The sequence below is a fragment of the Fusibacter ferrireducens genome (genome assembly GCF_015352425.1).
In the GTDB taxonomy this organism is placed as follows: Bacteria; Bacillota; Clostridia; order Peptostreptococcales; family Acidaminobacteraceae; genus Fusibacter_A; species Fusibacter_A ferrireducens.
Genome location: NZ_JADKNH010000011.1, coordinates 157,973 through 181,539, shown reverse-complemented (window position 1 = coordinate 181,539; position 23,567 = coordinate 157,973). Strand labels below are relative to the sequence as shown.

At 36.6% G+C, this 23,567-nt stretch carries 24 protein-coding genes and 1 other annotated feature; of the genes, 1 reads left to right on the top strand and 23 read right to left on the bottom strand.

Going from position 1 to position 23,567, the window contains the following annotated elements; all coding sequences use genetic code 11:
* Positions 1–65 precede the first annotated feature (65 nt).
* From ISU02_RS17665 to prmA, 18 genes are all read right to left on the bottom strand, one after another.
* Positions 66–884: a pyruvate, water dikinase regulatory protein gene (locus ISU02_RS17665; protein WP_194703165.1), complete on the bottom strand. Its 819-nt coding sequence runs from the start codon at positions 882–884 to the stop codon at positions 66–68.
* Positions 885–993: 109 nt separating this feature from the next.
* Positions 994–2,382 (bottom strand): glycine--tRNA ligase, encoded by a 1,389-nt coding sequence (locus ISU02_RS17660; protein WP_194703164.1) that lies wholly within the window; start codon positions 2,380–2,382, stop codon positions 994–996.
* Between the two features lie 84 nt (positions 2,383–2,466).
* Positions 2,467–2,630 (bottom strand) — a binding site (T-box leader).
* A gap of 62 nt (positions 2,631–2,692) precedes the next feature.
* The gene (locus ISU02_RS17655) at positions 2,693–3,262 is read right to left on the bottom strand and encodes a DUF4342 domain-containing protein (protein WP_194703163.1); all 570 of its coding nucleotides are present in this window, start codon (positions 3,260–3,262) and stop codon (positions 2,693–2,695) included.
* Positions 3,263–3,378: 116 nt separating this feature from the next.
* Positions 3,379–4,125: a DNA repair protein RecO gene (gene recO / locus ISU02_RS17650; RefSeq protein WP_194703162.1), complete on the bottom strand. Its 747-nt coding sequence runs from the start codon at positions 4,123–4,125 to the stop codon at positions 3,379–3,381.
* A gap of 19 nt (positions 4,126–4,144) precedes the next feature.
* Entirely contained in the window at positions 4,145–5,521 is a 1,377-nt protein-coding gene (gene mgtE / locus ISU02_RS17645) for a magnesium transporter (RefSeq protein ID WP_194703161.1), read from the bottom strand.
* Positions 5,522–5,614: 93 nt separating this feature from the next.
* Positions 5,615–6,505 carry a GTPase Era gene (gene era / locus ISU02_RS17640; protein ID WP_194703160.1) on the bottom strand — a complete coding sequence of 297 codons (891 nt, stop codon included), beginning with the start codon at positions 6,503–6,505 and terminating at the stop codon, positions 5,615–5,617.
* A gap of 25 nt (positions 6,506–6,530) precedes the next feature.
* The gene (locus ISU02_RS17635; protein WP_194703159.1) at positions 6,531–6,920 is read right to left on the bottom strand and encodes a cytidine deaminase; all 390 of its coding nucleotides are present in this window, start codon (positions 6,918–6,920) and stop codon (positions 6,531–6,533) included.
* A 10-nt stretch (positions 6,921–6,930) separates the two neighbouring features.
* Complete coding sequence (locus ISU02_RS17630; RefSeq protein WP_194703158.1) at positions 6,931–8,052, bottom strand: DUF3048 domain-containing protein; 1,122 nt, start codon at positions 8,050–8,052, stop codon at positions 6,931–6,933.
* Between the two features lie 49 nt (positions 8,053–8,101).
* Complete coding sequence (ybeY, locus tag ISU02_RS17625) at positions 8,102–8,587, bottom strand: rRNA maturation RNase YbeY (protein ID WP_194703157.1); 486 nt, start codon at positions 8,585–8,587, stop codon at positions 8,102–8,104.
* Entirely contained in the window at positions 8,547–10,703 is a 2,157-nt protein-coding gene (locus ISU02_RS17620) for an HD family phosphohydrolase (protein ID WP_194703156.1), read from the bottom strand. The genes ybeY and ISU02_RS17620 overlap by 41 nt, the downstream gene beginning before the upstream one ends.
* A gap of 40 nt (positions 10,704–10,743) precedes the next feature.
* A complete protein-coding gene (locus ISU02_RS17615) occupies positions 10,744–11,799 on the bottom strand; it encodes a PhoH family protein (protein WP_207736388.1) in 1,056 nt (351 codons plus the stop codon).
* Between the two features lie 238 nt (positions 11,800–12,037).
* Positions 12,038–12,484, bottom strand: coding sequence for a GatB/YqeY domain-containing protein (locus tag ISU02_RS17610; RefSeq protein WP_194703155.1), 447 nt, complete (start codon positions 12,482–12,484; stop codon positions 12,038–12,040).
* A 15-nt stretch (positions 12,485–12,499) separates the two neighbouring features.
* Complete coding sequence (gene rpsU, locus ISU02_RS17605) at positions 12,500–12,682, bottom strand: 30S ribosomal protein S21 (protein WP_194703154.1); 183 nt, start codon at positions 12,680–12,682, stop codon at positions 12,500–12,502.
* A gap of 116 nt (positions 12,683–12,798) precedes the next feature.
* Positions 12,799–13,143 (bottom strand): histidine triad nucleotide-binding protein, encoded by a 345-nt coding sequence (locus ISU02_RS17600; RefSeq protein ID WP_194703186.1) that lies wholly within the window; start codon positions 13,141–13,143, stop codon positions 12,799–12,801.
* Positions 13,144–13,270: 127 nt separating this feature from the next.
* Positions 13,271–14,641, bottom strand: a complete 1,371-nt coding sequence (gene mtaB / locus ISU02_RS17595) for a tRNA (N(6)-L-threonylcarbamoyladenosine(37)-C(2))-methylthiotransferase MtaB (RefSeq protein WP_194703153.1) — start codon at positions 14,639–14,641, stop codon at positions 13,271–13,273.
* Between the two features lie 34 nt (positions 14,642–14,675).
* Positions 14,676–15,023 (bottom strand): antibiotic biosynthesis monooxygenase family protein, encoded by a 348-nt coding sequence (locus ISU02_RS17590; protein WP_194703152.1) that lies wholly within the window; start codon positions 15,021–15,023, stop codon positions 14,676–14,678.
* A gap of 31 nt (positions 15,024–15,054) precedes the next feature.
* Positions 15,055–15,816 (bottom strand): RsmE family RNA methyltransferase, encoded by a 762-nt coding sequence (locus tag ISU02_RS17585; RefSeq protein WP_194703151.1) that lies wholly within the window; start codon positions 15,814–15,816, stop codon positions 15,055–15,057.
* An 18-nt stretch (positions 15,817–15,834) separates the two neighbouring features.
* Positions 15,835–16,767 (bottom strand): 50S ribosomal protein L11 methyltransferase, encoded by a 933-nt coding sequence (gene prmA / locus ISU02_RS17580; protein ID WP_194703150.1) that lies wholly within the window; start codon positions 16,765–16,767, stop codon positions 15,835–15,837.
* A gap of 144 nt (positions 16,768–16,911) precedes the next feature.
* Between prmA and ISU02_RS17575 the strand changes: the two genes are divergently transcribed.
* Positions 16,912–17,151 (top strand): hypothetical protein, encoded by a 240-nt coding sequence (locus tag ISU02_RS17575; protein WP_194703149.1) that lies wholly within the window; start codon positions 16,912–16,914, stop codon positions 17,149–17,151.
* Here the strand turns inward: ISU02_RS17575 and dnaJ are convergent.
* The 5 genes from dnaJ to hemW form a co-directional block, all read right to left on the bottom strand.
* Entirely contained in the window at positions 17,122–18,297 is a 1,176-nt protein-coding gene (dnaJ, locus tag ISU02_RS17570; protein ID WP_194703148.1) for a molecular chaperone DnaJ, read from the bottom strand. The genes ISU02_RS17575 and dnaJ overlap by 30 nt on opposite strands.
* 65 nt (positions 18,298–18,362) lie before the next feature.
* On the bottom strand, positions 18,363–20,177 hold the full coding sequence (dnaK, locus tag ISU02_RS17565) for a molecular chaperone DnaK (RefSeq protein ID WP_194703147.1): 1,815 nt from the start codon (positions 20,175–20,177) through the stop codon (positions 18,363–18,365).
* 89 nt (positions 20,178–20,266) lie between these two features.
* Positions 20,267–20,872 carry a nucleotide exchange factor GrpE gene (gene grpE / locus ISU02_RS17560; RefSeq protein ID WP_194703146.1) on the bottom strand — a complete coding sequence of 202 codons (606 nt, stop codon included), beginning with the start codon at positions 20,870–20,872 and terminating at the stop codon, positions 20,267–20,269.
* A gap of 59 nt (positions 20,873–20,931) precedes the next feature.
* Complete coding sequence (gene hrcA / locus ISU02_RS17555) at positions 20,932–21,957, bottom strand: heat-inducible transcriptional repressor HrcA (RefSeq protein WP_194703145.1); 1,026 nt, start codon at positions 21,955–21,957, stop codon at positions 20,932–20,934.
* Between the two features lie 335 nt (positions 21,958–22,292).
* Positions 22,293–23,477: a radical SAM family heme chaperone HemW gene (gene hemW / locus ISU02_RS17550; protein ID WP_194703144.1), complete on the bottom strand. Its 1,185-nt coding sequence runs from the start codon at positions 23,475–23,477 to the stop codon at positions 22,293–22,295.
* Positions 23,478–23,567 lie beyond the last annotated feature (90 nt).

Below are 23,567 nucleotides of genomic sequence, written 5' to 3'. Positions count from 1 at the left end.
CCTTCCCTCACAAAGATAAAATTTATAAAAAACCCATAGAAAAACTATGGGTCAATTATCTGCCTCTACTTGAGCTTCATATTAAGACCAGTTATTTCGAGGATAATGCTTGCAGTTTCCTCAATAGCCTTATTTGCAACATTAATAATTGGACACCCTAATTGTTTATATACTTTTTCAGCATAATCGAGTTCTTGCAAAATACGATCCATGTTAGCATATTCCACATCCGAAGATAGACCAAGGGATTTTAGTCTTTCCATTCTGATTTCATTGAGCTTATCTGGTGAATTCGTCAATCCAATCAACTTGTTCTTAGGGACTTGAAATATTTCCTTAGCAACTGGAATCTCAGGCACAAGCGGCACGTTCGCCACTTTGACATTCTTATGCGATAAATACATGCTCAGCGGTGTCTTAGAAGTTCTCGATATGCCAAGTAATACAACATCAGCATATTTTAAGCCTCTCAAGTCCTTGCCATCGTCATATTTTACAGCGAATTCAATAGCTGCAACTCTTTCAAAATAATCGTCATCCAGTTTATACATGGTTCCAGGCTTACCCACAGGTTTATCAGCAAAGAACTCTGCAAATTGATTTAGTACTGGTGAAAGAATATCATGATAGGTTACATTGTGCTGTTCACAAGAGGAGATGAGTTTAATCCTCATTTCATCCAGTACAGTTGTGAAAAGCACCACAGATTTATGTCTCGATGCCTCCATAACAATTTCTTCCACAGCGTTTTCATCACGAACATAATTGTATTTTTTTACAATGTAATCTTTATTTAAAAATTGATTCATAGCTGCTTTAGCAACATGTGTTGCCGTTTCACCTAGTGAATCGGATACGATGAAGATATGATATCTATTGTCCATAGGCACCTCCGTTTGCTTAATATATATCCATTTATCCTGATTTTATTGATATTTTTTAAAGCCACAACACTTTTGAATTTTTCACTAAAATAAGGTTTTAATGGATTCCTTAAAATTTAAGACCTTTAGCAATATAGGCAACTAAATCTTCAATTTTAATACGCTCTTGTTCCATCGTATCTCTGTGACGAATCGTTACACATTGATCTTCAACAGATTCAAAGTCATAAGTGATGCAGTATGGTGTTCCGATTTCATCATGTCTTCTATAGCGCTTTCCAATACTACCTGAATCATCAAAATCGACATTAAAATGCTCTGCCAGTGTATTAAACACTTCTTGAGCATTGTCATTCAATTTCTTAGACAGTGGGAAAATTGCTGCCTTAAAAGGTGCCAATGCTGGGTGAAATTTCATGACAATTCGACTGGTACCGTCTTCAAGTGCTTCTTCATTATAGGCATCTGCTAGAAATGCAAGTGTCACACGATCAGCTCCAAGAGATGGTTCTATACAGTATGGCACGTATTTTTCATTTGTAGTTGGGTCTTGATAAGATAGATCAGCTTTGGATTGACTCATGTGTGCTTTTAAATCAAAGTCTGTACGGTCAGCAATGCCCCAGAGCTCACCCCATCCAAAAGGAAATCTAAATTCGATATCTGTAGTTGCATTTGAATAATGCGAGAGTTCTTCTGCTTCATGATCTCTAAACCTTATGTTTTCCTCAGACAAGCCCAGTCTCAACAACCAGTTCATACAGAATTCTTTCCAGTATGCAAACCATTCTAAATCTTTGCCCGGTTCACAGAAAAACTCAAGTTCCATCTGCTCGAATTCTCTTATTCTATAGATAAAATTACCTGGTGTAATTTCATTTCTAAAGGATTTACCAATTTGACCAATGCCAAATGGAATCTTCTTTCTAGAGGCTCTTTGAATGGCCTTAAAATTGACGAATATCCCCTGAGCTGTTTCTGGTCTCAGGTAAATTTCAGTTGAAGAATCTTCTACTGCACCTTGAAAAGTTTTGAACATTAAATTGAACTGTCTAATATTTGTAAAATTAATCGCACCACAGTTAGAACACTTAATGCCCTCATCTGCAATGTATTTTTCCATTTTTTCGTTGCCCCAGGCATCTATTGCATCTGCATGCTCACCTTTTTCAGCCATATGCGCTTCAATGATTTGGTCAGCTCTAAATCTCGTTTTACATGATTTACAATCCATCAAAGGATCATTGAAACCGCCAACGTGCCCTGATGCTACCCATACCTCTGGATTCATCAAGATAGCGCTGTCGATACCTACATTAAGTGGGTTGCCTTGAACAAATTTTTTCCACCATGCCTGTTTGATGTTGTTTTTCAGTTCCACACCTAGTGGACCGTAATCCCACGAGTTTGCCAACCCACCGTATATATCAGAGCCTGGGAAGATAAAACCTCTCGACTTTGACAGAGATACTATTTTTTCCATCGTTACTTGATTCATAACTTACCTCCATTATCCATTTTTAATGATGTTTTTTCAAGAAATATATTCCAAATTATCAAAAAAAAATCTTCCATCCCTGTAAAAAGGGACGAAAGATTATTCCGCGGTTCCACCCTAGTTGGCATTAGCCCACTCAAGTATGCATAGCTCTAAAGCGCCTTTCCTCTAATCACGCAATTGATTTACACCGACCATCAACTCTCTTTTTGCGTCACTAAAGTACTTTTCTTTGTCATAGCTGCAATATTTTTAATGATAATAACATATATTAAATATACTGTAAACACTTTTACAGAAAATACTCTGGTTAATTTTTTTCTTCTTCAAAAATATCTTCTTCGAAGAGATCTGTTTCATCAGTTTCAGTCTCTTCAGTCGTTTGAGAATCCTCGTTCATTTGAGAATCTTCTGTTTTCTCCGAACTACTTTTTTTCTTATCTTGGAAAACAGATTTTAGATCATCAAATTTTTCTTGGGTCATTTCATTGATGTTGATGATTTCGCCATCAGATTTTACAATTTTGATTTCACACCCAGTGGCAACTGCAGTAATAATAGCAGCAACTGTAGGAATTGTAAAAATAACAGCGCCAATGGCACCTGCCATAATCGGAATGTCTACGACTGTTTTTCCAGCTTTAACAATTGTAATTTGATTGATGAACCCCTCATTAACCCAACTCTTTAATTTATCAACAATTTCTTGTCCAGACATATTTTTATGCTCTGACTTGTTAGGCTCATTTTTTAGTTCTTCCAAATAAACAATTGCTTTTAAAAGATCCCCTTCGTTATCTTCAAGTGCATTCTTTGCTTCTTTGTATGTGGCTCCTGTTCTGTTAATAACTTCATCTACCATTTCCAATGTAATTCTCATTCAAATCACTCCAATCTTTAAAGTTCAATCTCCATAGACTTATTATACCATTGAAGAAGCATGATTACACATATATATCTATTTTTTATCCACTTTCTAACGCAATTCAAATCCATTTATTTTGAAAGCGTTTCTATAAATGACTTGGAATTAATATGTCGAATATCTAAATGTACACTAATGTAGAGCTCAAACATAGGTAGCAGATGATCAATATAACGCTGATGAAACTTGGTATTGACAATCACTCTGATATCTTTCACAGATAAATACTGTACAATCTGCATAAACTGCTGATTGATTTTAAAAATTTGATCTGTCTCATCGATACAATGTCTGTGAATGAGTCCACCTGCATTAATCGCAAAGATAAATTCATCTAAAGGCTTACCGCACTGCGCACATGTTGCTGTAAGATTAGGCATATGTCCAGAAAATTTAGCCAACTTAATTAAATATGAGAGCTGAAGCAATCTGAGGTCCACTTCCTTTTTTGCAAGTAAATCAACGATTTCAACCACAAGCATATAATGATCTAGATCAATTAAGTTTTTAGGTGTTGAAAGATGACAGAGTTCTAGGATATAGCTTCCATAAGCGAGTTTTTCCAGTGACTCTGTGATTCTAAAATTTGAGTTGTGTATGGTACAATTATTGAGTCTCATGATTTTACTGGACGTATTGATCATAAAAAGACCGAATACAAACGGTTTTGAACAAGCAGCAAGTGGAGACTTACTACTTTTAGCACCATTTGCAACAACTTCAATTTTGCCCGCTTTGCGCGTGAACACCGTTAAAAAAACATCGTTATTTGTCGATTTAGTTGCTTTGAGGACAATGCCGTCAGTTTCTAAAAACATGAATCATGTCCCTTCTGGACTATTTAGGAAGATTCGCCATCATAAAAGTTGCCAGTGAAAAGTAAATGGTTAAACCTGTTAAGTCAATTGTAGTTGTGATGAAAGGTGCCGATGCCACAGCAGGATCTACACCAATTTTCTTGAAAACAAGGGGAACAATTGTGCCAATTGCAGAAGCAGTGGTCATGTTAGCCCACATGGCAATCCCTACAATGATGGCAATATGGTATTCTGCATGCATAAAATAAGCCGCAACTGCAACTAATAGTGAACACACGATGCCAACGAATATCCCCACCGATATCTCATGAATCAAAGTCTTGAAAATACCGACACCTTCAATGGCATGTGTTGCAATATTTCTTACGGTTATCGTCGAGGATTGCGTGCCCACATTCCCGCCCATACCAGCAAGTAGCGGCATGAACAAAGCAAGGGTCGCATTTGCACTGATCGTACTCTGAAAAGAGGTCAAAACGGTTGCCGATAGCAATCCGCCAAAGATAGTGATAATGAGCCAAGGCAAACGTGAAGTCACAGAGTTTCTAACCCTTTCAAATAACGTATCGTCATTTTCATAAATCTCATCTTCATTTGTTCCTGCAAATCTGAAAATATCTTCTGTTGCTTCTTCTTCAATGACATCTAAGATATCATCGACCGTTATGATCCCCAGCATAACATTGCTATCGTCCACAACTGGAACAGCTAAAAGTCCGTATTTTGTAACAATTTTTGCAACTTCTTCTTGGTCATCATTCACATTTACAGTAATTAAATTCTCATTCATCACCGTGTCCACCGCACGATTAGGCGGTGAAATAATCAATTGTCTCAGTGAAATAACGCCCACGAGACGATCTAAATCGTCTGTTACATAAACATAGTAAATCGTCTCAGCGTCAGGCGCAATTGCCCTAAGCGTTTCTATTGCATAATAGATGGAATAATCTTTTTTAATGGAAACGAAGTCCGTGGTCATGATACCACCAGCGGTATCCTCTTCGTAAACGAGAAGTTGTTTTACGTCTTCTGCATCTTCGTAATCCAAAAAAGCTATGATTTCCTTTTGTCTGCTCTCAGGAAGTTCTATGAGTTTGTCAACGATGTCATCTTGACTCATTAAATCCAGTAATGTCACCTTTTTTTCATAAGTCAGAGCTTTGATCAAACTGCTGAAATCTTCAGAATTGATCTGTTCCAGAACATCTGTTGCCTTTTCATCAGAAAGCAGTCCGAAAACTTGCGTCTGATCTTCAACTTCCAAATTTTCAAGCACTTCTGCGATATCGGCGGCGTGCATATTCTCCAGGTAATTGTATAATTCTATATCCTTTTTTTGTTCTAGAAGTTGTTCAACTTTATCTAGGTATTCATAAAACATTAAAAGTCCCATACGCACCTCCTAATTTATCGCATTATATTATGAACGCAAGATAAGGTAAGTTTATTCAACTTACCTTAAATCCATATAAATCTGGTTCATTTGCTATTCTTTATAACCTAAATTTTTCAATATGCCTTGATTGTCTCGCCAGCCTTCTCTAACTTTTACCCAAAGCTGTAAATTTACTTTTTGGTCCAGTAGCATTTCTATATCTTGACGAGCACTTTTTCCAATGCCCTTAAGTTTACGACCCTCTTTACCTATAATGATACCCTTATGAGATTTCTTTTCACATATAATATCCGCTTCAATATCACAAATAGCCTTGTCTTGTCTAAACTTCATACTTTGAACTTCAACTGCAACACCATGTGGAATTTCATCGTCAATATACTTGAGCACTTTCTCTCTGATAATTTCAGAGACAATTGTACGCTCAGACTGATCCGTTAAAAAGTCCTTAGGATATAGCGGCGGTCCCTCTGGAAGTTCAGCCTTAATGGCCGCAATAAGTTCTTTAACACCCTTGGCATTAATAGCGGAAAGACCGATGATGTTCTTTATAAAAGACATTTTCGAATAGGTTTCATAGATCGCTTTGAATTCTTCCGGTTTGAGCAAGTCCACTTTGTTAATCACCAAAATAACTTCTGCTTTTGCTTCAGTTATAAAATCCAATAAATATTGATCACCAGGACCAATTTTTAATGAATTATCCACCATGAGTATGACGACATCCACATTTGCAATTGCCCCTTTGGCACTGTTAACCATAAAATCCCCTAATTTGCTCTTAGGGCGATGAATGCCAGGTGTATCCACAAAGATGATCTGAACTTCATCATCTGTATACATAGCGGTTATTTTGTGACGTGTTGTCTGAGGCTTATCAGACATAATAGCGATTTTTTCACCAATAACATTGTTGAGCAATGTTGATTTTCCAACATTTGGTCTTCCAATAATGGTGACAAAACCCGATTTAAAGGACATGCATACCTCCGTTTTTTATAACTGATTACTTGATGTCAATGCCGGTAAAAGACCTTGGCAGAAGATCATCAATTTTATAGACTTCATAATCATAATCTTTTGCAACTATGATGTCAATATCTTTTCCAAATTCAACGAGAACTTGCCTGCAAATACCGCAAGGATAAGTAAAATCTCTACCTGAAGAGACGATTGCAATCGCTTCAAATTCTCTATAGCCTTCCGAAATCGCTTTGTAGACAGCTGTTCTTTCAGCGCAGTTGGTAGCGCCAAGCGATGCAGATTCCACATTGCATCCAGTGAAAACTTTACCCGATTTTGTGAGCAATGCAGCACCTACTTTAAACTTTGAATAGGGTACATAGGCATATGTCATTGCATCATATGCTTTTTCCACCAATATTTTATAATCCATAAAATCACCTCTACTCATTATCTTTTTTTACAATTGCTTTTGTACCCGTTTCCATGATTTGAAACCACGTTACACCGGGATTCAATTTTATAGGTTGATCTTCAAGCGTATAAAATTTGGTAAGAGCATTTTTATCCGCTTTTTCCCATTTGATTGGAACAACCTTGCCACTGGTAAAAAACTCACCAGTACCCGACCCCACTAAATCAACTTGCAAACGGCCTTCTGAATCCAACACTTTTGTTTTCGCATATTGAGCAATAATGTTGGTACAAGTGATCTGAACTTTTGAATTTTCATCCACATGAGGTCCATTATTAGTATACCTGTAATAAAGTTGTTCTTCATTGTTATATTTATACGAAGTCGTATAACCTACTTTATCCGTTTTTGTGGGTTCTTTGTAAACAAATTTAATTTCTGTGGCGTCTGTCCCTTCAATCGCAGTGAATTGATCATAGAAATCTAGGAAATTAAATTCAGGCGTCTCTCTGTACTTTTTTCTAGAAGCATCTTTGAGCAATACTTCCGAGGACGTATACATGTTATGAGGAATCTTTTTATGGTTCTCTCTCCAAAATGCCCCGCTTGACAGACCGTCGATGTCTGCCATTTTATATGATTTGATCTTAGCAAGTGCATCCATAGAGCCGCCCACATGGACGTAGTAAGGATCATATTCAAGTGCTTTCAAGAGAAAATAAGGTCTGGCGCTTCTTACAGGACCAATGTGCTCAGGTCTTTGACTATAAAAGACAGCCATGTATCTTGTAATTCGGCCTTCGGCTAAAAATTCATACATAATATCAGCCTGTTCAATGGCGGCTTGTGGTCGTGCAGAAAATTGATTGTCCAACATCACTACAATAGGTCTGTTATGAATCTGTTCTTCATCAATATAGAGTCCGGTAAGTTTGTTGATCGCTTTACCTTCTAAGTTAATCGGTTCAGCAACGGGTTCTTTCTCTTCATCAGGAACCTCAGCCGCTTGCTCTGGGACAACTATAGTAACAGCCTCCTTAGCCATATCTTCTGGGTCGGGAACATTCGCCTCTTGCTTTTGACATCCCATTACTAAAGCGAGGATCAGTATTAAAAGTAATGATATTTTAAGATTAGCACTTCTATTCATTCTTGCCTCCACGGATAAATTTTTATGCTCATTTTATGCTCTGAAAACTTCAGTTGGATGTTTTAAATACTTCAATTTGTTTAAAGATTTCCTTTTCCTTTTGCCTCATCTCACCTTTTGCCTCATCCACCATATGATCATACCCCAAGAGGTGCAGAACACTGTGTACGATTAGGTAGAGCAGTTCACGTTCAAAGGTATGTCCGAAATCGTGGGCTTGTGCCCTTGCTTTTTCCAGCGAAATGACGATATCGCCTAAATAGAGATAATCTTCCATAAAGCCATCATCTTTAATAGAATCATATTGAGGAAAAGACAAGACATCCGTTTCAACATCCTTGTGTCTATACTCGCTATTGAGCGCTTGAATCCGTGGATTGTCCACAAAGAGAACACTCACTTCACAATCTACATCAATGTTTTCTGAGTCGAGCACCCGTTCAATAACTTTCACGATTTGATCGTTTAAAATCGGCTCTAATACTTCATTTGTTTCATTTGTCACTTCCACTGTTATTTTCCTTTGAGTTGTCATGATCCTCTGCCTCACTGTTATCTTCTATATTTTCGTTAAATGAATCTTTTGAAATCATAGACATGTCGATCTCAGGGTATACAATACGTTCGTGAAATAATCCGCCTAAGACTTTTACAAAAGATTTTTTTATCTGTTCAATTTCTTTAAGAGTTATGTTGGAATTCGTCAATTGATCTTCATTTATCTTCTGAGCTATGATTTTGTCAACTAAATCTTCAATGGCATCTTTTGTGGGATTCTCAAGCGTTCTAACCGCCGCCTCGACTGAATCCGCAAGCATTACAACCACAGCTTCCTTGCTGACAGGCTTTGGCCCTGGATATAAAAACTTCGTGATATCCACTGTGGGGTTCTTCGTTTTCTCCTGATGATAGAAAAACTTTATCAGGGAAGTGCCATGATGTTCACTGATAATCTTTAAAATTTCTTCAGGAAGCTTATTTTTTTTCGCCAATTCCACACCAAATACAACATGATTTCGAATAATGTTCGCACTCACTTGCGGCGGCAGTTTATCATGCGGATTTTCCGGTCCTACTTGATTTTCTTTAAAATAGTATGGCCTTTCAAGCTTGCCTATATCGTGATAAAAAGAACCCACACGTGCAAGCATGCTGTTTGCTGAGATATCATGAGCAGCTGTTTCAGCCAAGTTACCTACGATAATGCTATGATGATAGGTACCTGGTGCTTCAACAAGAAGCCTTTTTAAAAGTTCTCTATTGGGATTGGAGAGTTCAAGCAATTTGAAAGGTGTTAGTATTTGAAAGATGGTTTCAAAAAATGGCAAAGTTCCCAGTGTGATCACAGAGGACATGAGACCATTTACAAAAATGATGACCAGCTCAATGAGCAGCGTATCATTGTATGATCTAAAAATCAAAGCATTCATGAGTGTATAAGCCACCATAATCAGCGATGCATACACCCCCATCATCATGATTTGAGAACGCAATTTTACATTTCTTAAAAACAGGCTGACCATGAGCAAGCTGAGCAGATACATCATTGTCACATGCGAGGGCAGACTCAACCAAACACTGATTAAAAGCACAAGGGTTGTCCCATAAAATTTAACGAGATTAGGCGTTAGTAAAATGCCTACTAACATTACAAAAACCGGAATTGGAATCAAATACATTGAATAAGAGGCAAATAATTTTGAACTTGCAAAAATCATGACGTACATAACCATCAATATAATGTATTCTTTTGATTTCTCAATAACATGTCTTTCAAAATAAATCAGATAGAGATGATTAATGACCCATATCATAATAAGTAAGCCCAGTAACCCCAAGATGTTAAAAATATGGTCTCGACTGGATTCGATCATCATGTTGCCATCTTTCAGTATGGTGAGTTCTTTCTCTGTGATCTTTGAACCTTTGGAAACGAGTAGCGTTCCCGCTGGATAGATAATGTCATCAATCTTATCAATTTCATTTTGAATTTTTTTATCTGTTTTTTCTTGATCTACAAATTTATTGGCTTTAATTGAACCCGTTATCAGTTTCATGAGTATGATTTTGTCGTTCTCTCCAACGTCAGAGAGATTTTGAACAAAGGTATCTATATCATCCGTTATTTCAGAAAGCTCGCTGATTTCAATGCCATTTGACATATTTTCCTGGGTGACATCCATGGAATAGTTTTTTATAAGGGTAATGCGTTCCACAGACATCATGGAGATGGATTGAAGCATTTTCTCATCAAATCCATATGGATTTTTGCTCTCAACGCCTGCATAGACGCGTCTAAATAGCTCTGATTCATTTGCATAGGTTTCTTTTAATTCAAGCAGTCTACCGAAAAATTCGTTAAGTTGTTTTTTGGCTTCAACTTGTTTTGAAAAGTCAATTGACATGATGGGTTCAATCTCTTGCGCAATTTTATCCTTTAGCTCCTGAGTAGCTTGTTGATCGATTACATCTTTTGTCAAATAAATGTCTGATTTTGCAATGTCACCTATTTTATAATCATAAATACCGTTGAATACAGACTGATTAAATAGAAAAAAAACAATTAGAAAACTTGCAATCATAACAATGGTATTCGTCAATAAATTTCTATTTTTAAATCGTTGTTTGGTCTTTTTTTTAATTTTATCCACGTTTGCCTCCACTTGATTTCGTCTAATGACTCATATACAATCAATTACTAGGCTTACTATTTGATGTATTCTTTTGTTTTTGATCATGTCGTCTGTCATGTTTATGATCTTGTTTTTTTTCAGCAATATGTTTTTGCTTTTTTTCGTATTGGTCATAACATAAGATGATTTTTTTGACGAGTTCATGTCTGACGACATCGCGTTCAGTGAGGTACATAAAGTGTATCCCATCAACATTTTTTAGGACTTCAATTGCATTGACCAGACCAGATTTTTTACCTGTTGGCAAGTCAATCTGGGTCACATCACCATTGACAACGACTTTAGAGCCGAAGCCAAAGCGCGTAAGAAACATCTTCATCTGTTGCTTAGTCGTATTTTGTGCCTCATCTAGGATGATAAACGAATTGTCAAGCGTTCTCCCCCTCATATATGCAAGTGGCGCAACTTCAATCAATCCACGTTCTTTGTAGCTGTTGTATGTTTCTGCTCCTAAAATATCATATAAAGCATCGTACAGCGGTCTCAAATAGGGATCCACTTTCATTTGCAAATCTCCCGGCAAAAAACCCAAGCTTTCACCCGCCTCCACTGCAGGCCGTGTGATAATAATGCGGTTGACTTCATTATTTTTAAAGGCACGCACTGCCATAGCCACTGCAAGGTACGTTTTTCCTGTACCGGCAGGACCAATACCGAACGTAACGGCATTATTTTTTATTGCGTTAATATACTGTCCTTGCCCAATGGTCTTGGGTTTGATAGATTTACCCTTGGACGTTACGCACACAAAGGCTTTATCAAGAACTTCTAGTTTTTCACTTTCACCTACTTTTACGGACTGTATTACATAATTGATCCGCTGTCTGTCCAAAGTTTCACCAGATTGAATAGACTTAATCAAATTTTGAATGATTTCTTCTACCTGATTCGTTTGATGCAGTTCACCTTTTATTATGATTTCACCATCTCTAGATGTAATATTCACATTATAGTTTTTTTCAATTATTTTTATATTTTCATCCAAATTGCCAAAGAGTGAATGTAAAGCATTAAAATCATTTAACACAATTTTTTTCATTGCGATTTCTGACATTTTACCTCCTAAAATGAAACGCGTGACCTTATATTATTTTATCATAAATATGATTGGTTTTAAAAATATTTTAACGTTACTCGCCATGGGAATTTTTATGCACACTCATAAAAACAGCCAAAATGCGATGATGTTCGAATCACATTTTGGCTGTTTTTGCCACAAAGTCATTGCTATAAAATTAATAGCACTCCCCATATGGAAAGTGCTATATAATCAACTGTTAAAATAACAGATTCTATTTTGATAAAGATTTTTTGACAAGATCAGCAATATGCTTACTGTCAGCTTTACCTTTTGTAGCTTCTGAAACAATTCCCATAACCTTGCCCATATCTTTCATTGTGGTAGCACCTGTTGTCTCAATTGCTTTTGCAATGATTTCAACAATAGCTTCCTCAGAAAGTTGCTCAGGCATATAAGTCATAAGTAAATCGATTTCAGTCTTAGTCAAATCAACTAAGTCTTCGCGACCACCATCTGAAAAATCTTCGATAGCACTTTTCTTCTGCTTGATTTGTTTTGCTATAATATCGATGACATCGTCGTCAGAAACTTCTCTTCTCTCATCTATTTCGATTTGCTTAATCGCAGCTCGAAGCATTGTGATTACAGATTTTCTCACTTTGTCTTTAGATCTCATTGCATCTTTCAAATCATCAGTCAGCTTATTCGTTAGTGACATATTTTCACCCTCTCTCTAAGCTTGACGTCTTTTTTTCTTTCTAGCTGCTTCAGATTTTTTCTTACGCTTTACACTAGGCTTTTCGTAATGTCTTCTTTTCTTGATTTCAGCCATTACGCCAGCTTTTGAAGTCTCTCTTTTAAATCTCTTTAAAGCACTATCAATGCTTTCATTTTCTCCTACTTTGATGCCAGACATACACATTCCCTCCCTCCGTTAATAGATTCTTTAATAGTACAGAGGAATGTACCTAGAACATACTTCGTTATTATACACTAAAATTAGTATTATTGCAATACATTTTTAGTGCCATTTTAACCTGGTGGCCACTGTAAATTTCTGCCGCCAAGCAAATGATAATGAAGATGAAAAACACTTTGACCTCCGTCTTTACCAACATTTGTAAGCAAACGGTATCCACTCTCATTGATCTGTCGTTCTTTGGCAATCTTAGATGCCACGAGATGCAAATGTCCAATGAGGCTTGTGTGCCCCTCATCCAATTCTTCCAACGATGCAATATGCTCTTTTGGGACTATGAGAACATGGACGGGCGCACTCGGATTGATGTCTTCAAATGCATAGACTAAGTCATCTTCATAAACTTTAGACGAAGGAATTTCGCCGTTTATAATCTTACAAAATATACAATCCACTATAACACCTCCTCTCATAGGTCTGAATTCACTTAACTATTACAAGACAACAAATCCTAAAAAGTATTAGGACTATCATCTACTTAATTATATCAAATTTTATTGAGAGTCACAAAATATTTTTATTATTTTATGAAATAATTTTGCCAATAAGTTGATGACTATCTAAGGTTTCAATGCTCACTTTACAAATCTTTTTAATCAAATCCAACTCTGGTCTATCTGGAACGACAACCTTGATATAATTCGTTGTGTGTCCAATCCATTTGCCCGATTTGTAGGTCTCAAATAAAACTTCAAGCGACTTACCGATATAGCTGGATCTATACTCACTTTCCAATGTTGCTCCCAATGCTATCAGTGCTTCACTGCGTTTCTTTTTTACTTCTCCATCGATCTGTTTTGGCATTTTTGCCGCTGGTGTACTCTCTCTTTTAGAAAACTTAAACACATGGATTTCACTGAATTGAATCTGTTTTACAAAATCAAATGTTTCTTTGAATTCTTCATCCGTTTCCCCTGGAAATCCAACAATGATGTCTGTTGTAATAGAGGGGGTTGAATATACTTGACGAAGTGCTGTAACGGCCTGCATATACTCTGTCGTACAATACTTTCTATTCATCCTTTTAAGCACGGTATCCGAACCACTTTGGAGGGATAAATGAAAATGATCACAAACTTTATCAAGGGGTTTTAAGCGCTCAATAAATGTGCTTGTAATCAATCTGGGTTCAATTGAACCCAATCGAATGCGCTCTACACCTTCGATTTTTTGAATGGCTTCAAGTAGATCGATCAAAGCAATGTTTTTAAAATCAAGGCCATATGAACCAATGTGAATACCTGTTAATACGAATTCTTTATAGCCTTGCAGCGCAAGTTCTGATATTTCCGTTATGATGTTTTCAAGAGATCGACTTCTCACTTGCCCTCTTGCATACGGGATGATGCAGTATGAGCAAAATTGATTACAACCCTCTTGAATTTTTATAAAGGCTCTTGTGTGTTCTTTAATGTGTTTTAAAGTCAATTCTTCAAATTGTTTAATTTTCATGATATCGTTCACAATCACATAGGGTTTTTCAGTTAACCCATTTTGATAGTCCTCAATATATTTAATGATGTCACCACGTGCATCAGTACCTACGATGATATCAACACCTTGAATTGCAGAGACTTCTTCTGGTGATATTTGAGCATAACAGCCTACAACAACCACAATTGCATCTGGATTATTCTTTTTAGCTCTTCGGATCATTTGTCTAGATTTTTGATCTCCCACATTCGTTACAGTACACGTGTTGATCACATATACGTCTGCATAATCATCAAATTCCACAATTTCAAATCTATGATTGTAGAAAAGATCCATTAAGGCATCTGTTTCATATTGATTTGTTTTGCAACCTAGGGTCATGAAACTCACGGTATTATTTTTTTCATAAATTTCGTTTCCACTTATATTTTGATTTGCTTTTCTATCGCTATTTTTTTCCATTTAGAAATATTCCCTCTTATAATGAATATAGTTTTTAGTATATAGAATATCCGCAGTTAATATCAAAAGGCATGATGAGCAACTTTTGAATATCCTTATAATATTTTTTAAAAAACCATTCAGTCGCTTTGCCGTAATTCTCCTTATTGTCGAATTCCCAATAAGAAAAATACTTAACACACTTAACAATTCTGGTTAACTCTCGAGGCGGTTCTCCACTCTTGACACCATCAATGGTAAAAAAACGCTTTAAATATTTGATGTCAATACAACCTATTTGCTGTCTTTGGTCGTCAGCTATTGTCGTTATCAATGTTTCAAATTCAGTCAGTTTATCGGGTTTCACTTGAAATCGTTTAACCTCAGAAAAGCTACCTTTCATCTTATTCACCTCACTGTTATATAAATAAGGTCTACTTTGTTCTTGATGACAGATCTCCAACGGCATATTGAAGACATGTCACACAGGTAAACCCTGCAGTTTCAGTTCTTAGTATGCGCTTGCCTAGAGTGACGATTTGTGCGCCATTTGCTTTTAGAAATTCTATTTCACTGGGTTCAAATCCACCTTCTGGTCCAACGATCACAGCTATTGTCTTCAGTTCATTAGGTCCAATAGCTTTGAGTACATCGTTTATGAAAAGGTTTTCTTCAGATTCGTATAAGATGAGTACAAGATCGTATTCTGATAGTGCTGTCCCCAACTTTTCAATGGGTAAAACCGCTTTCACAGTGGAGATATAATCACGCTTGGATTGTTTAGCCGCTTCCAGTGCAATTTTGTCAAGTCGATCCAGTTTCTTTTGAATATCTTTGCCTTTGTATTCAACAATGCATCTTTTAGATGCCACAAGATAAAAATCTCTAACCCCCAGCTCAACATTCTTCTGTATGATCAGTTCCAATTTTTGTCCTTTAGGTAGACATTGGTACAGATCTATTTTTAGTGGGGACTCATTTTGAGCTTCATGTCTATCTACAATTTCCAATTTGATCATTTGAGGAGTCACTTCGGTTACTTTGCCAATATAGCTGAGCGCACCTGTACTCAGTGTGATCAATTCACCGCTTTTGATCCGCAACGATTTTTCAAGATGTCTCACTGAGTCCGCATGATTGAGAATGATATGGTTTTCTTCTATGACATCTTCTTGATTTAAAAAAAATTTATACATTTCTAATGCTCCAACCCTCTATTTTTGTGAAACGACAACTGCCCATTCGCCTTTTTCTATAACTTCGAGTATTTTAAATCCTGAGGCTTCTAGTTTATCTGTCACCATTTTAATGCGACTTAAGATTATGCCAGAAGCGATGAAATAAGCCTTTTCCTTGAGGACTTTATCGATGTCATCCACAAGCATAACGATTATTTCTGCGATGATATTGGCAACGACTAGATCGCCTTTTTCTGAAATAACAGAAACAAGATCGCCTTGTCTTACGTCAGATATTTCACTTAACCCATTGTGTGCCAAGTTTTCTTTAGCCGTTCTTACAGCATTTTCGTCGATATCAACAGCAAGTACTCTTTGAGCCCCTAACAAGCCTGCCGCAATGGATAAGATACCGCTGCCACAGCCTACATCTATAACTGTATCCGTACTTTTCATGTATTTTTCAATCATCTCAATACACATTGAAGTGGTCTCATGTGTTCCTGATCCAAAGGCGTTGCCGGGATCAATTTCAATTATAATATCATCTTCATGCGCCTCAAAAGTTTCCCATGTTGGTTTGACAACCATATGATTTCCAAGGCGAATCGGTTTAAAATACTTCTTCCATTCGTTTTCCCAATCCTTAGGATCAACGATCTCATAGGATAATTCACCTAATCCTGGATCTAGGCCAAACGCTTTTAATTGGGAAATACGTTCTTTAATCATTCCAATAGACGCTTCAATGGTTTCTTTTTCAATATATCCAGTCACTAAAACCCCTTCAAAATCAAGTTTTATATTTTGCGGATCATAATAATCCCACTTACCTTCTGATTGGTTGTGAAAGTCTGGATCGTTTGGGTTTAAAATCATCACACCACCAGCGCCAGCATCACAGAGTATGTTAGAAACAGCTTCTATTGCTATTTCACTTGTCTTTATTTTTATTTCAAACCAGCTCATATCTTGCTCCTTATTTTCACGGTATCCTCTAGACCTTGAAACAATCTCTCTATCTACCATAGTATTTATTTGAGTTGCATATTGATTATATCTGATAATCGTCTTTTTTACAAAAAAAATCTCTTGATCAACAAGAGATTTCTTTTGATTAAAACAACAAGATTTGAGCCGAAAGCTGTGAAGAGGGGTGTTCAACCTCAAACAGCGTCAGCGAAAATCGTTTTGAGACATCGAGAGATGACTCAAATGTTGTTGTATGCAAGATTTGAGCCGAAAGCTGTGAAGAGGGATGTTCAACCTCAAACAGCGTCAGCGAAAATCGCTTTGAGACATCGAGAGATGACTCAAATGTTGTTAACTCAAAGCATCCTTCATTTTACCTAAGAATCCTTTGTCATTTTTTTTTTTACTCTTTAAGTTCTCCTCAGTGCCAGAATGACTTGTTTTTTTGCCAGTCATTTCAGCCTCAAAAGCTTCAAGGAGTTCTTTTTGTTTTTTATTAAGGCCTTTAGGGATCTCTACAATCACTCTAACGTATTGGTCGCCCCTGCCATAGCCATTGAGAACTGGAACGCCTTTCCCTTTAAGTTTAAATTGTTTGCCACTTGGTGTACCTTCAGGAATAACAAACTTAGCCTTGCCATCTAAGGTTGGCACCATGACTTCAGCACCCAGCACCGCTTGTGCATAAGTGATGTTTAAGTCATAGTAGATGTCGTTGCCATCTCGTGTAAAGTGTTTATGTGGTGTCACTCTAATCACGACGATCACATCGCCACGTGGTCCACCATTTTGACCTAAATCACCTTCACCCCTAAGTTGCATGTTTGCGCCATGAAAAACACCTGCCGGAATGTCAACTTCTTTAGAATTCCTTTTTTTGATCTTGCCGTGACCTTTACATTGATGGCATGGCTTATCAAAAATTTCACCTTTACCTTTACATGCCGTACATGGTTTTACACTGATGGATTCTCCAAAAAGTGATCTTTGTGAGTATCTCACTTCACCTTTTCCATTACATGCTGTACAAGTATGTGAGGATGTACCTGGTTCGTTTCCGGCGCCATTACAAACATCGCATTCTTCAGTTCTCAAGAATTCAATTTTCTTTTTAACGCCAAATGCAGCTTCTTCAAATGTTAAAGTGATATCAGCTCTTATGTCTGCACCTTTTCTCGGACCATTACGCCTTGATGAAGAGGAAGAGAAACCGCCAAAACCACCAAACATCTCATTTATGATATCCTCAAAGCCGCCGAAACCGTCAAAGCCGCTGAAGCCACCACCTGCTCCACCATTCTGATTTACACCTGCATGTCCAAATTGATCGTATAAACGTCTCTTTTCTGGATCGCTTAAAACTTCATAAGCTTCATTAACTTCTTTAAATTTAGCTTCTGCTTCAGCATTATCAGGATTTCTATCAGGATGGTATTTCATCGCAAGTTTTCTATAAGCTTTTTTGAGTTCGTTTTCATCTGCACCGCGTTCGACACCCAACAACTCATAATAATCGCTTTTACTCACTAAAATTCCGCCTTTCTTGTTGAAACCGTTTTATAAGTGCAAGGCACCCGAAGGTGCCCTGTTTATTAGTCTACCACTTCATAATCCGCTTCGTCAACATTATCATCTGGAGCTTGACCCATATCTTGCGGTCCTTGTTCAGCTTGACCTTTAGAGTAAAGTTTTTGTGCCAACGGTTGGAATGCATTAGTAAGTGCTTCAAAATCAGCTTTCATAGTTTCCACGTCGTCTGTAGCCATTGACGCTTTTAATTTTTCTATTTTAGCATTAATATCTGCTTTTTCATCTTCTGTAACTTCGTCACCAAGATCTGTCATTGATTTTTCAATTTCATAAATCATGTTATCTGCTTTATTTCTTTCTTCAATCAATTCTTTTTTCTTACGATCTTCTTCAGCATGTAACTCAGCTTCTTTTACTTTTTTCTCAATTTCTTCTTCAGACAAATGAGTTGAAGCAGTAATTGTAATGTGTTGAACTTTTCCTGTACCCAAGTCTTTTGCACTTACATTAACGATACCATTTGCATCGATATCAAATGTAACTTCAACTTGTGGCACACCTCTTCTTGCTGGTGGAATACCGTCTAACTGGAATCTACCAAGTGTTACATTGTCGCTAGCCATTTGTCTTTCACCTTGTAGTACGTGAATGTCAACAGCCGTTTGATTGTCAGCAGCAGTTGAGAAAACTTGGCTTTTCTTAGTTGGAATCGTTGTGTTTCTCTCAATTAATTTAGTGAATACACTACCCAATGTTTCGATACCTAATGATAATGGTGTAACGTCAAGTAACAATACGTCTTTAACGTCTCCAGAAAGAACACCACCTTGAATTGCCGCACCAAGTGCAACACATTCATCAGGGTTTACGCCTTTATGAGGCTCTTTGTTGGTAAATTTCTTTACTGCATCTTGTACAGCAGGAATTCTTGTGGAACCCCCTACTAAGATAACTTGTTCAATATCACTTGGATTTAAACCTGCATCTTTAAGTGCTTTTTTAGTTGGTTCCATTGTTTTGTCTACTAAACCTTTTGTCAATTGTTCAAATTTAGAACGTGTTAAGTCAATGTTTAAATGTAATGGACCTTCCGCAGTTGCAGTGATGAAAGGTAAATTGATGTTAGTAGATTGAGTTGTAGATAACTCTTTTTTTGCTTTTTCAGCAGCTTCTTTTAATCTTTGAAGTGCCATTTTATCGTTTCTTAAATCTACGCCATGTTCTGATTTGAATACTTCTGCCAAATGATCCATGACAATTTTATCAAAGTCATCACCACCTAAATGGTTGTTACCATTTGTTGCTAATACTTCGAAGACGCCATCGCCAATTTCAAGTATGGAAACATCAAATGTACCACCACCAAGGTCGAATACCATGATTTTATGTTGCTTATCCGTTTTGTCCAATCCATACGATAAAGAAGCTGCCGTTGGTTCATTGATAATTCTTTTTACATCTAAACCAGCAATTTTACCTGCATCTTTTGTCGCCTGTCTTTGAGAGTCAGTAAAGTAAGCAGGTACTGTAATAACCGCTTCCGTAACTGTTTCTCCTAGATAACTTTCTGCATCTGCTTTTAATTTTTGAAGAATCATTGCAGAGATTTCTTGTGGAGAGTAAACTTTGTCGTCAATTTTAACTTTGTGATCTCTACCCATCTCTCTCTTAATTGAAATGATTGTTCTATCTGGATTTGTAATTGCTTGTCTCTTCGCAGTTTCTCCAACGAGTCTTTCACCTGTTTTTGTAAATGCAACAATTGACGGTGTTGTTCTATTCCCTTCTGCGTTAGGAATAACGACAGCTTCTCCACCTTCTAATACAGATACACATGAGTTTGTAGTCCCTAAATCGATGCCAATAATTTTAGCCATTGCAATTGCCTCCTTATAATTTTAACTTTCCATTTTTCTATTTTGAGTTCATCTTGTTTTTAAGGTTTTTATCTTAAAATTACAGCTTATTAAGATGATACTTTAACCATACTAGGTCTAATGACTTTATCACCAAGTGTATAGCCTTCTTGAAATACAGCTACCACCGTTTCACCCTCTACACCTTCTACTGCCTCAGTCATTACTGCATGATGCTTGTCAGGATCAAAAGGTGTATTTACAGCTTCTATCTTTTTAACACCATTTTTTTCAAAGAAATCATCCAATGATTTTTTTATCATTTTAACACCACTTAATACTTTATCTTCTGCGTGATCTTCTTCAAAGGAAGACAATGCTCTTTCAAAGTTATCCATAATAGGCAACATTTCAATAATAAGTTTTTCATTGCCATATTTGAAGATGTCTGTTTTTTCCTTTTCAACACGTTTTCTATAATTTTGAAATTCTGCATTTAATCTTAGATAACGGTCATTTAAGTTTTGTACTTCTGCTTTCAAATCTTGCGCCTCATTTCCCTCACCTTTATCATCTTCAGAAGCTTCTTCAACGGGCGTTTGAGAGTCGCTATCAACTGCTTCTTTAGAGATTGCTTCTTCTTGATCAACTAGAGTTTCTTCTTGATCTTTTACGATGTCTTCGATGTCCGCTTTTTCCTTCTTTTTTTTAGTCATTTGTCTCATCCTCTTTTACGTTTTTACTTACATTTACTAAGGTTCTATTGTTGAATTTCTTATAAATATATACCAGAAAATAAATCTGATAATGTATTGCTAATATAATTTACAATGGATATCACCGAACCATAATCGATACGCTTAGGCCCAATCACTAAAATTTTGCCTTCGTTTTTGCCATCAACTTTGTACATAGAGGAAATGACACTACAATCTTCTAATTCTTTTATGCCAATTTCGGTACCGATTTTTATGGAAAGTTTACTCGTATCCATCGTCTGTGCCAATGCTTTTAAATTTTCAGATGACTTTAAAAAGTTGAAAATTTGTTTTGCTCTTTCAGATTCAGAAAATTCCAATATAGATAGAATATTTTGCTCTCCAGCGACATGGATCTCATTATCATCCAAATTTTTAAAGGCATCTTTCAGTATAGGAATCAAATAATCTACGATATCGCCAAACGAACTCAGTTTTTCCTTTAACTTTGATATCAAACGTACATCAATATTCTTAATGGTCTCACCCATCAGAAAACTGAGCATTGTATCAGATATCTTATCCAAAATATATTGATCCGTATTAGATATGCCCAGTTGAACATTTTTGACAATACCATTATCTGTTACTAAAATTAGAAGCACTTTTGTGTCCGTAACCTTTACCATTTTAAAATTTGCCAAACGACACTTATTAAATTGAGGAATGGTCACCACAGCTACTAATCCAGTAAAATCAGCTAATATTTTAGCAGATTGATCTGCAATATCATTGGCTTCAATAATTCTTTTTAAAAGAAGAGATTGAATCAATTCCTTCTGCTCTGTTCCGATTGTGTGCAGATTTGTCAGTGAATCCACATACAGCCGATAGCCAAGTTCCGAAGGCACTCTTCCAGCCGATGTGTGCGGCTGTTCTAAATACCCCAGTTCCTCTAGATCTGCCATCTCGTTTCTAATCGTTGCTGAACTTATGCCCAAAGGATATTTTTTAGAAATGGTTCTAGAACCCACCGGTTGAGCTGTGTCGATAAAGTCTACGATGATTGCCTCTAAGATGCGGAGTTGCCTTTCTGATAACATCTTGTCACCACCTTTTTGTTAGCACTCATCTTTAAGGAGTGCTAATCTATATATAATATACCGCCAACCAGTTGAGTTGTCAACCTTCTTTTTTAATATTTATACTCTATTTACATTTCGTTAAAATTTTAGTGTTGGAATAGTGAAGCCTAAATAGCTTTCTTCGGTTCTAGTCCTCGCTCACTGCGGAAGGAACCTACGAAAGCTATTTAGGCTTCACTTATATTCTGTATCACTTCTATTAGACGCCACAACACTTACATTCCTGTAAATGCCACAACGCTTACCTTTTAACTCCATTTAGATGAAAACAAAAGGAAACTTTTGTCACTGTCCTAGTCTGGCATAAACTCTAGGAAGACTTGATTGGATAGATCTCTGCCCAGTGGTGTAAGACATATCTGCTTTGCTTCTATATCGTGCAAGATCAGTTTTTGTGATTTAAGTTTTTCAATTGCATGTTGATATTTCTCTAAAAAATCAATTTCATATTTTTTATTGATAGCTTCTATGGCAATCCCCTTATTGAGCCTGAGTCCCAACATAATGGTTTCAAACAAGTCTTCATCTTTCTCAATCGGTGTCTCTTCATTCACGGGTTTTGTATTTTGATTTAATGCATTTATATATTCAGGAAAATTGGAAAAATTGCTAAACCTTAACGAACCAACTTTGCTATGGGATGCTATGCCAAGGCCAAGATAGGATTTATTTTCCCAATAGACTAAATTGTGATTAGACGCCTTATTGGGTTTGGCAAAATTCGATATTTCATATTGCACATAGCCCTTTTCTTCTAATATATTTTCAATGAGGTGATACATCGCTCTTTCAGTCTCTTCATCAGGCAAAACAATTTCACCTCTCTTGTGAGCACGATATAGAGGCGTTCCCTCTTCAAGCTTCAATGCATATGCAGAGATGTGTTCTGGATTGAGTTCCGTAATGATCTTAAGGGTGTGTTCCACATCTGCAATCGACTGGTTGGGCAGGCCAAACATAAGATCCAAATTCACATTATCAAAACCTTTTTCGCGAATGCCCCTATAGGTCGTTAGAAACTCATTGAAAGTGTGAATTCTACCAATGGATTTTAAGAGGGTATCTTCTGCAGATTGAACGCCCATGCTGACACGATTGACGCCAGCGGCTAGATAGGCATTAATTTTTTCATCATTAAGTGTTCCTGGATTGATTTCAATAGTAAACTCTTTCAGTTCTAAAAGCGCGTTATACTGTTTAATCTGATTTATAATCTCTAAAATATAGCGTCCTTCTATGCTCGAAGGTGTGCCACCGCCTATGAAAATCGTAGAAACTTTAGAATCTCTCAAAAGTGTTTCATACAGATCAATTTCTTTTTTGAGGGCTTGAACATAAATTTCTACTGAATTATGTTTCTCCGCATCTGATATTTTATAGGATATGAAATCACAATACAGACATTTTTCAACACAAAATGGAATATGAATATACAAACTTATTTCATCTGTTTTTAACGTATTCATCGTTAAACTCATGAGAACCTCCTCTTTAATCGTATCCAGGTAAATGGAACAAAATACTTGCATCATTTGATCCTAGATACAACATATTCTTTTTTAAATTCA

Coding starts and splice junctions, on each gene's coding strand:
- mgtE (WP_194703161.1), bottom strand. CDS start 5,521: ATGGGACTTTTAATGTTTTATGAATACCTAGATAAAGTTGAACAACTT.
- rpsU (WP_194703154.1), bottom strand. CDS start 12,682: ATGTCTGGCATCAAAGTAGGAGAAAATGAAAGCATTGATAGTGCTTTA.
- ISU02_RS17615 (WP_207736388.1), bottom strand. CDS start 11,799: ATGTCAGAAATCGCAATGAAAAAAATTGTGTTAAATGATTTTAATGCT.
- recO (WP_194703162.1), bottom strand. CDS start 4,125: ATGTTTTTAGAAACTGACGGCATTGTCCTCAAAGCAACTAAATCGACA.
- ISU02_RS17610 (WP_194703155.1), bottom strand. CDS start 12,484: ATGTCACTAACGAATAAGCTGACTGATGATTTGAAAGATGCAATGAGA.
- ISU02_RS17665 (WP_194703165.1), bottom strand. CDS start 884: ATGGACAATAGATATCATATCTTCATCGTATCCGATTCACTAGGTGAA.
- dnaK (WP_194703147.1), bottom strand. CDS start 20,177: ATGGCTAAAATTATTGGCATCGATTTAGGGACTACAAACTCATGTGTA.
- era (WP_194703160.1), bottom strand. CDS start 6,505: ATGTCCTTTAAATCGGGTTTTGTCACCATTATTGGAAGACCAAATGTT.
- ISU02_RS17630 (WP_194703158.1), bottom strand. CDS start 8,052: ATGAATAGAAGTGCTAATCTTAAAATATCATTACTTTTAATACTGATC.
- ybeY (WP_194703157.1), bottom strand. CDS start 8,587: ATGACAACTCAAAGGAAAATAACAGTGGAAGTGACAAATGAAACAAAT.
- ISU02_RS17635 (WP_194703159.1), bottom strand. CDS start 6,920: ATGGATTATAAAATATTGGTGGAAAAAGCATATGATGCAATGACATAT.
- mtaB (WP_194703153.1), bottom strand. CDS start 14,641: ATGGAAAAAAATAGCGATAGAAAAGCAAATCAAAATATAAGTGGAAAC.
- prmA (WP_194703150.1), bottom strand. CDS start 16,767: ATGAGCTGGTTTGAAATAAAAATAAAGACAAGTGAAATAGCAATAGAA.
- ISU02_RS17590 (WP_194703152.1), bottom strand. CDS start 15,023: ATGAAAGGTAGCTTTTCTGAGGTTAAACGATTTCAAGTGAAACCCGAT.
- ISU02_RS17585 (WP_194703151.1), bottom strand. CDS start 15,816: ATGTATAAATTTTTTTTAAATCAAGAAGATGTCATAGAAGAAAACCAT.
- ISU02_RS17660 (WP_194703164.1), bottom strand. CDS start 2,382: ATGAATCAAGTAACGATGGAAAAAATAGTATCTCTGTCAAAGTCGAGA.
- hemW (WP_194703144.1), bottom strand. CDS start 23,477: ATGAGTTTAACGATGAATACGTTAAAAACAGATGAAATAAGTTTGTAT.
- grpE (WP_194703146.1), bottom strand. CDS start 20,872: ATGACTAAAAAAAAGAAGGAAAAAGCGGACATCGAAGACATCGTAAAA.
- ISU02_RS17655 (WP_194703163.1), bottom strand. CDS start 3,262: ATGAGAATTACATTGGAAATGGTAGATGAAGTTATTAACAGAACAGGA.
- hrcA (WP_194703145.1), bottom strand. CDS start 21,957: ATGTTATCAGAAAGGCAACTCCGCATCTTAGAGGCAATCATCGTAGAC.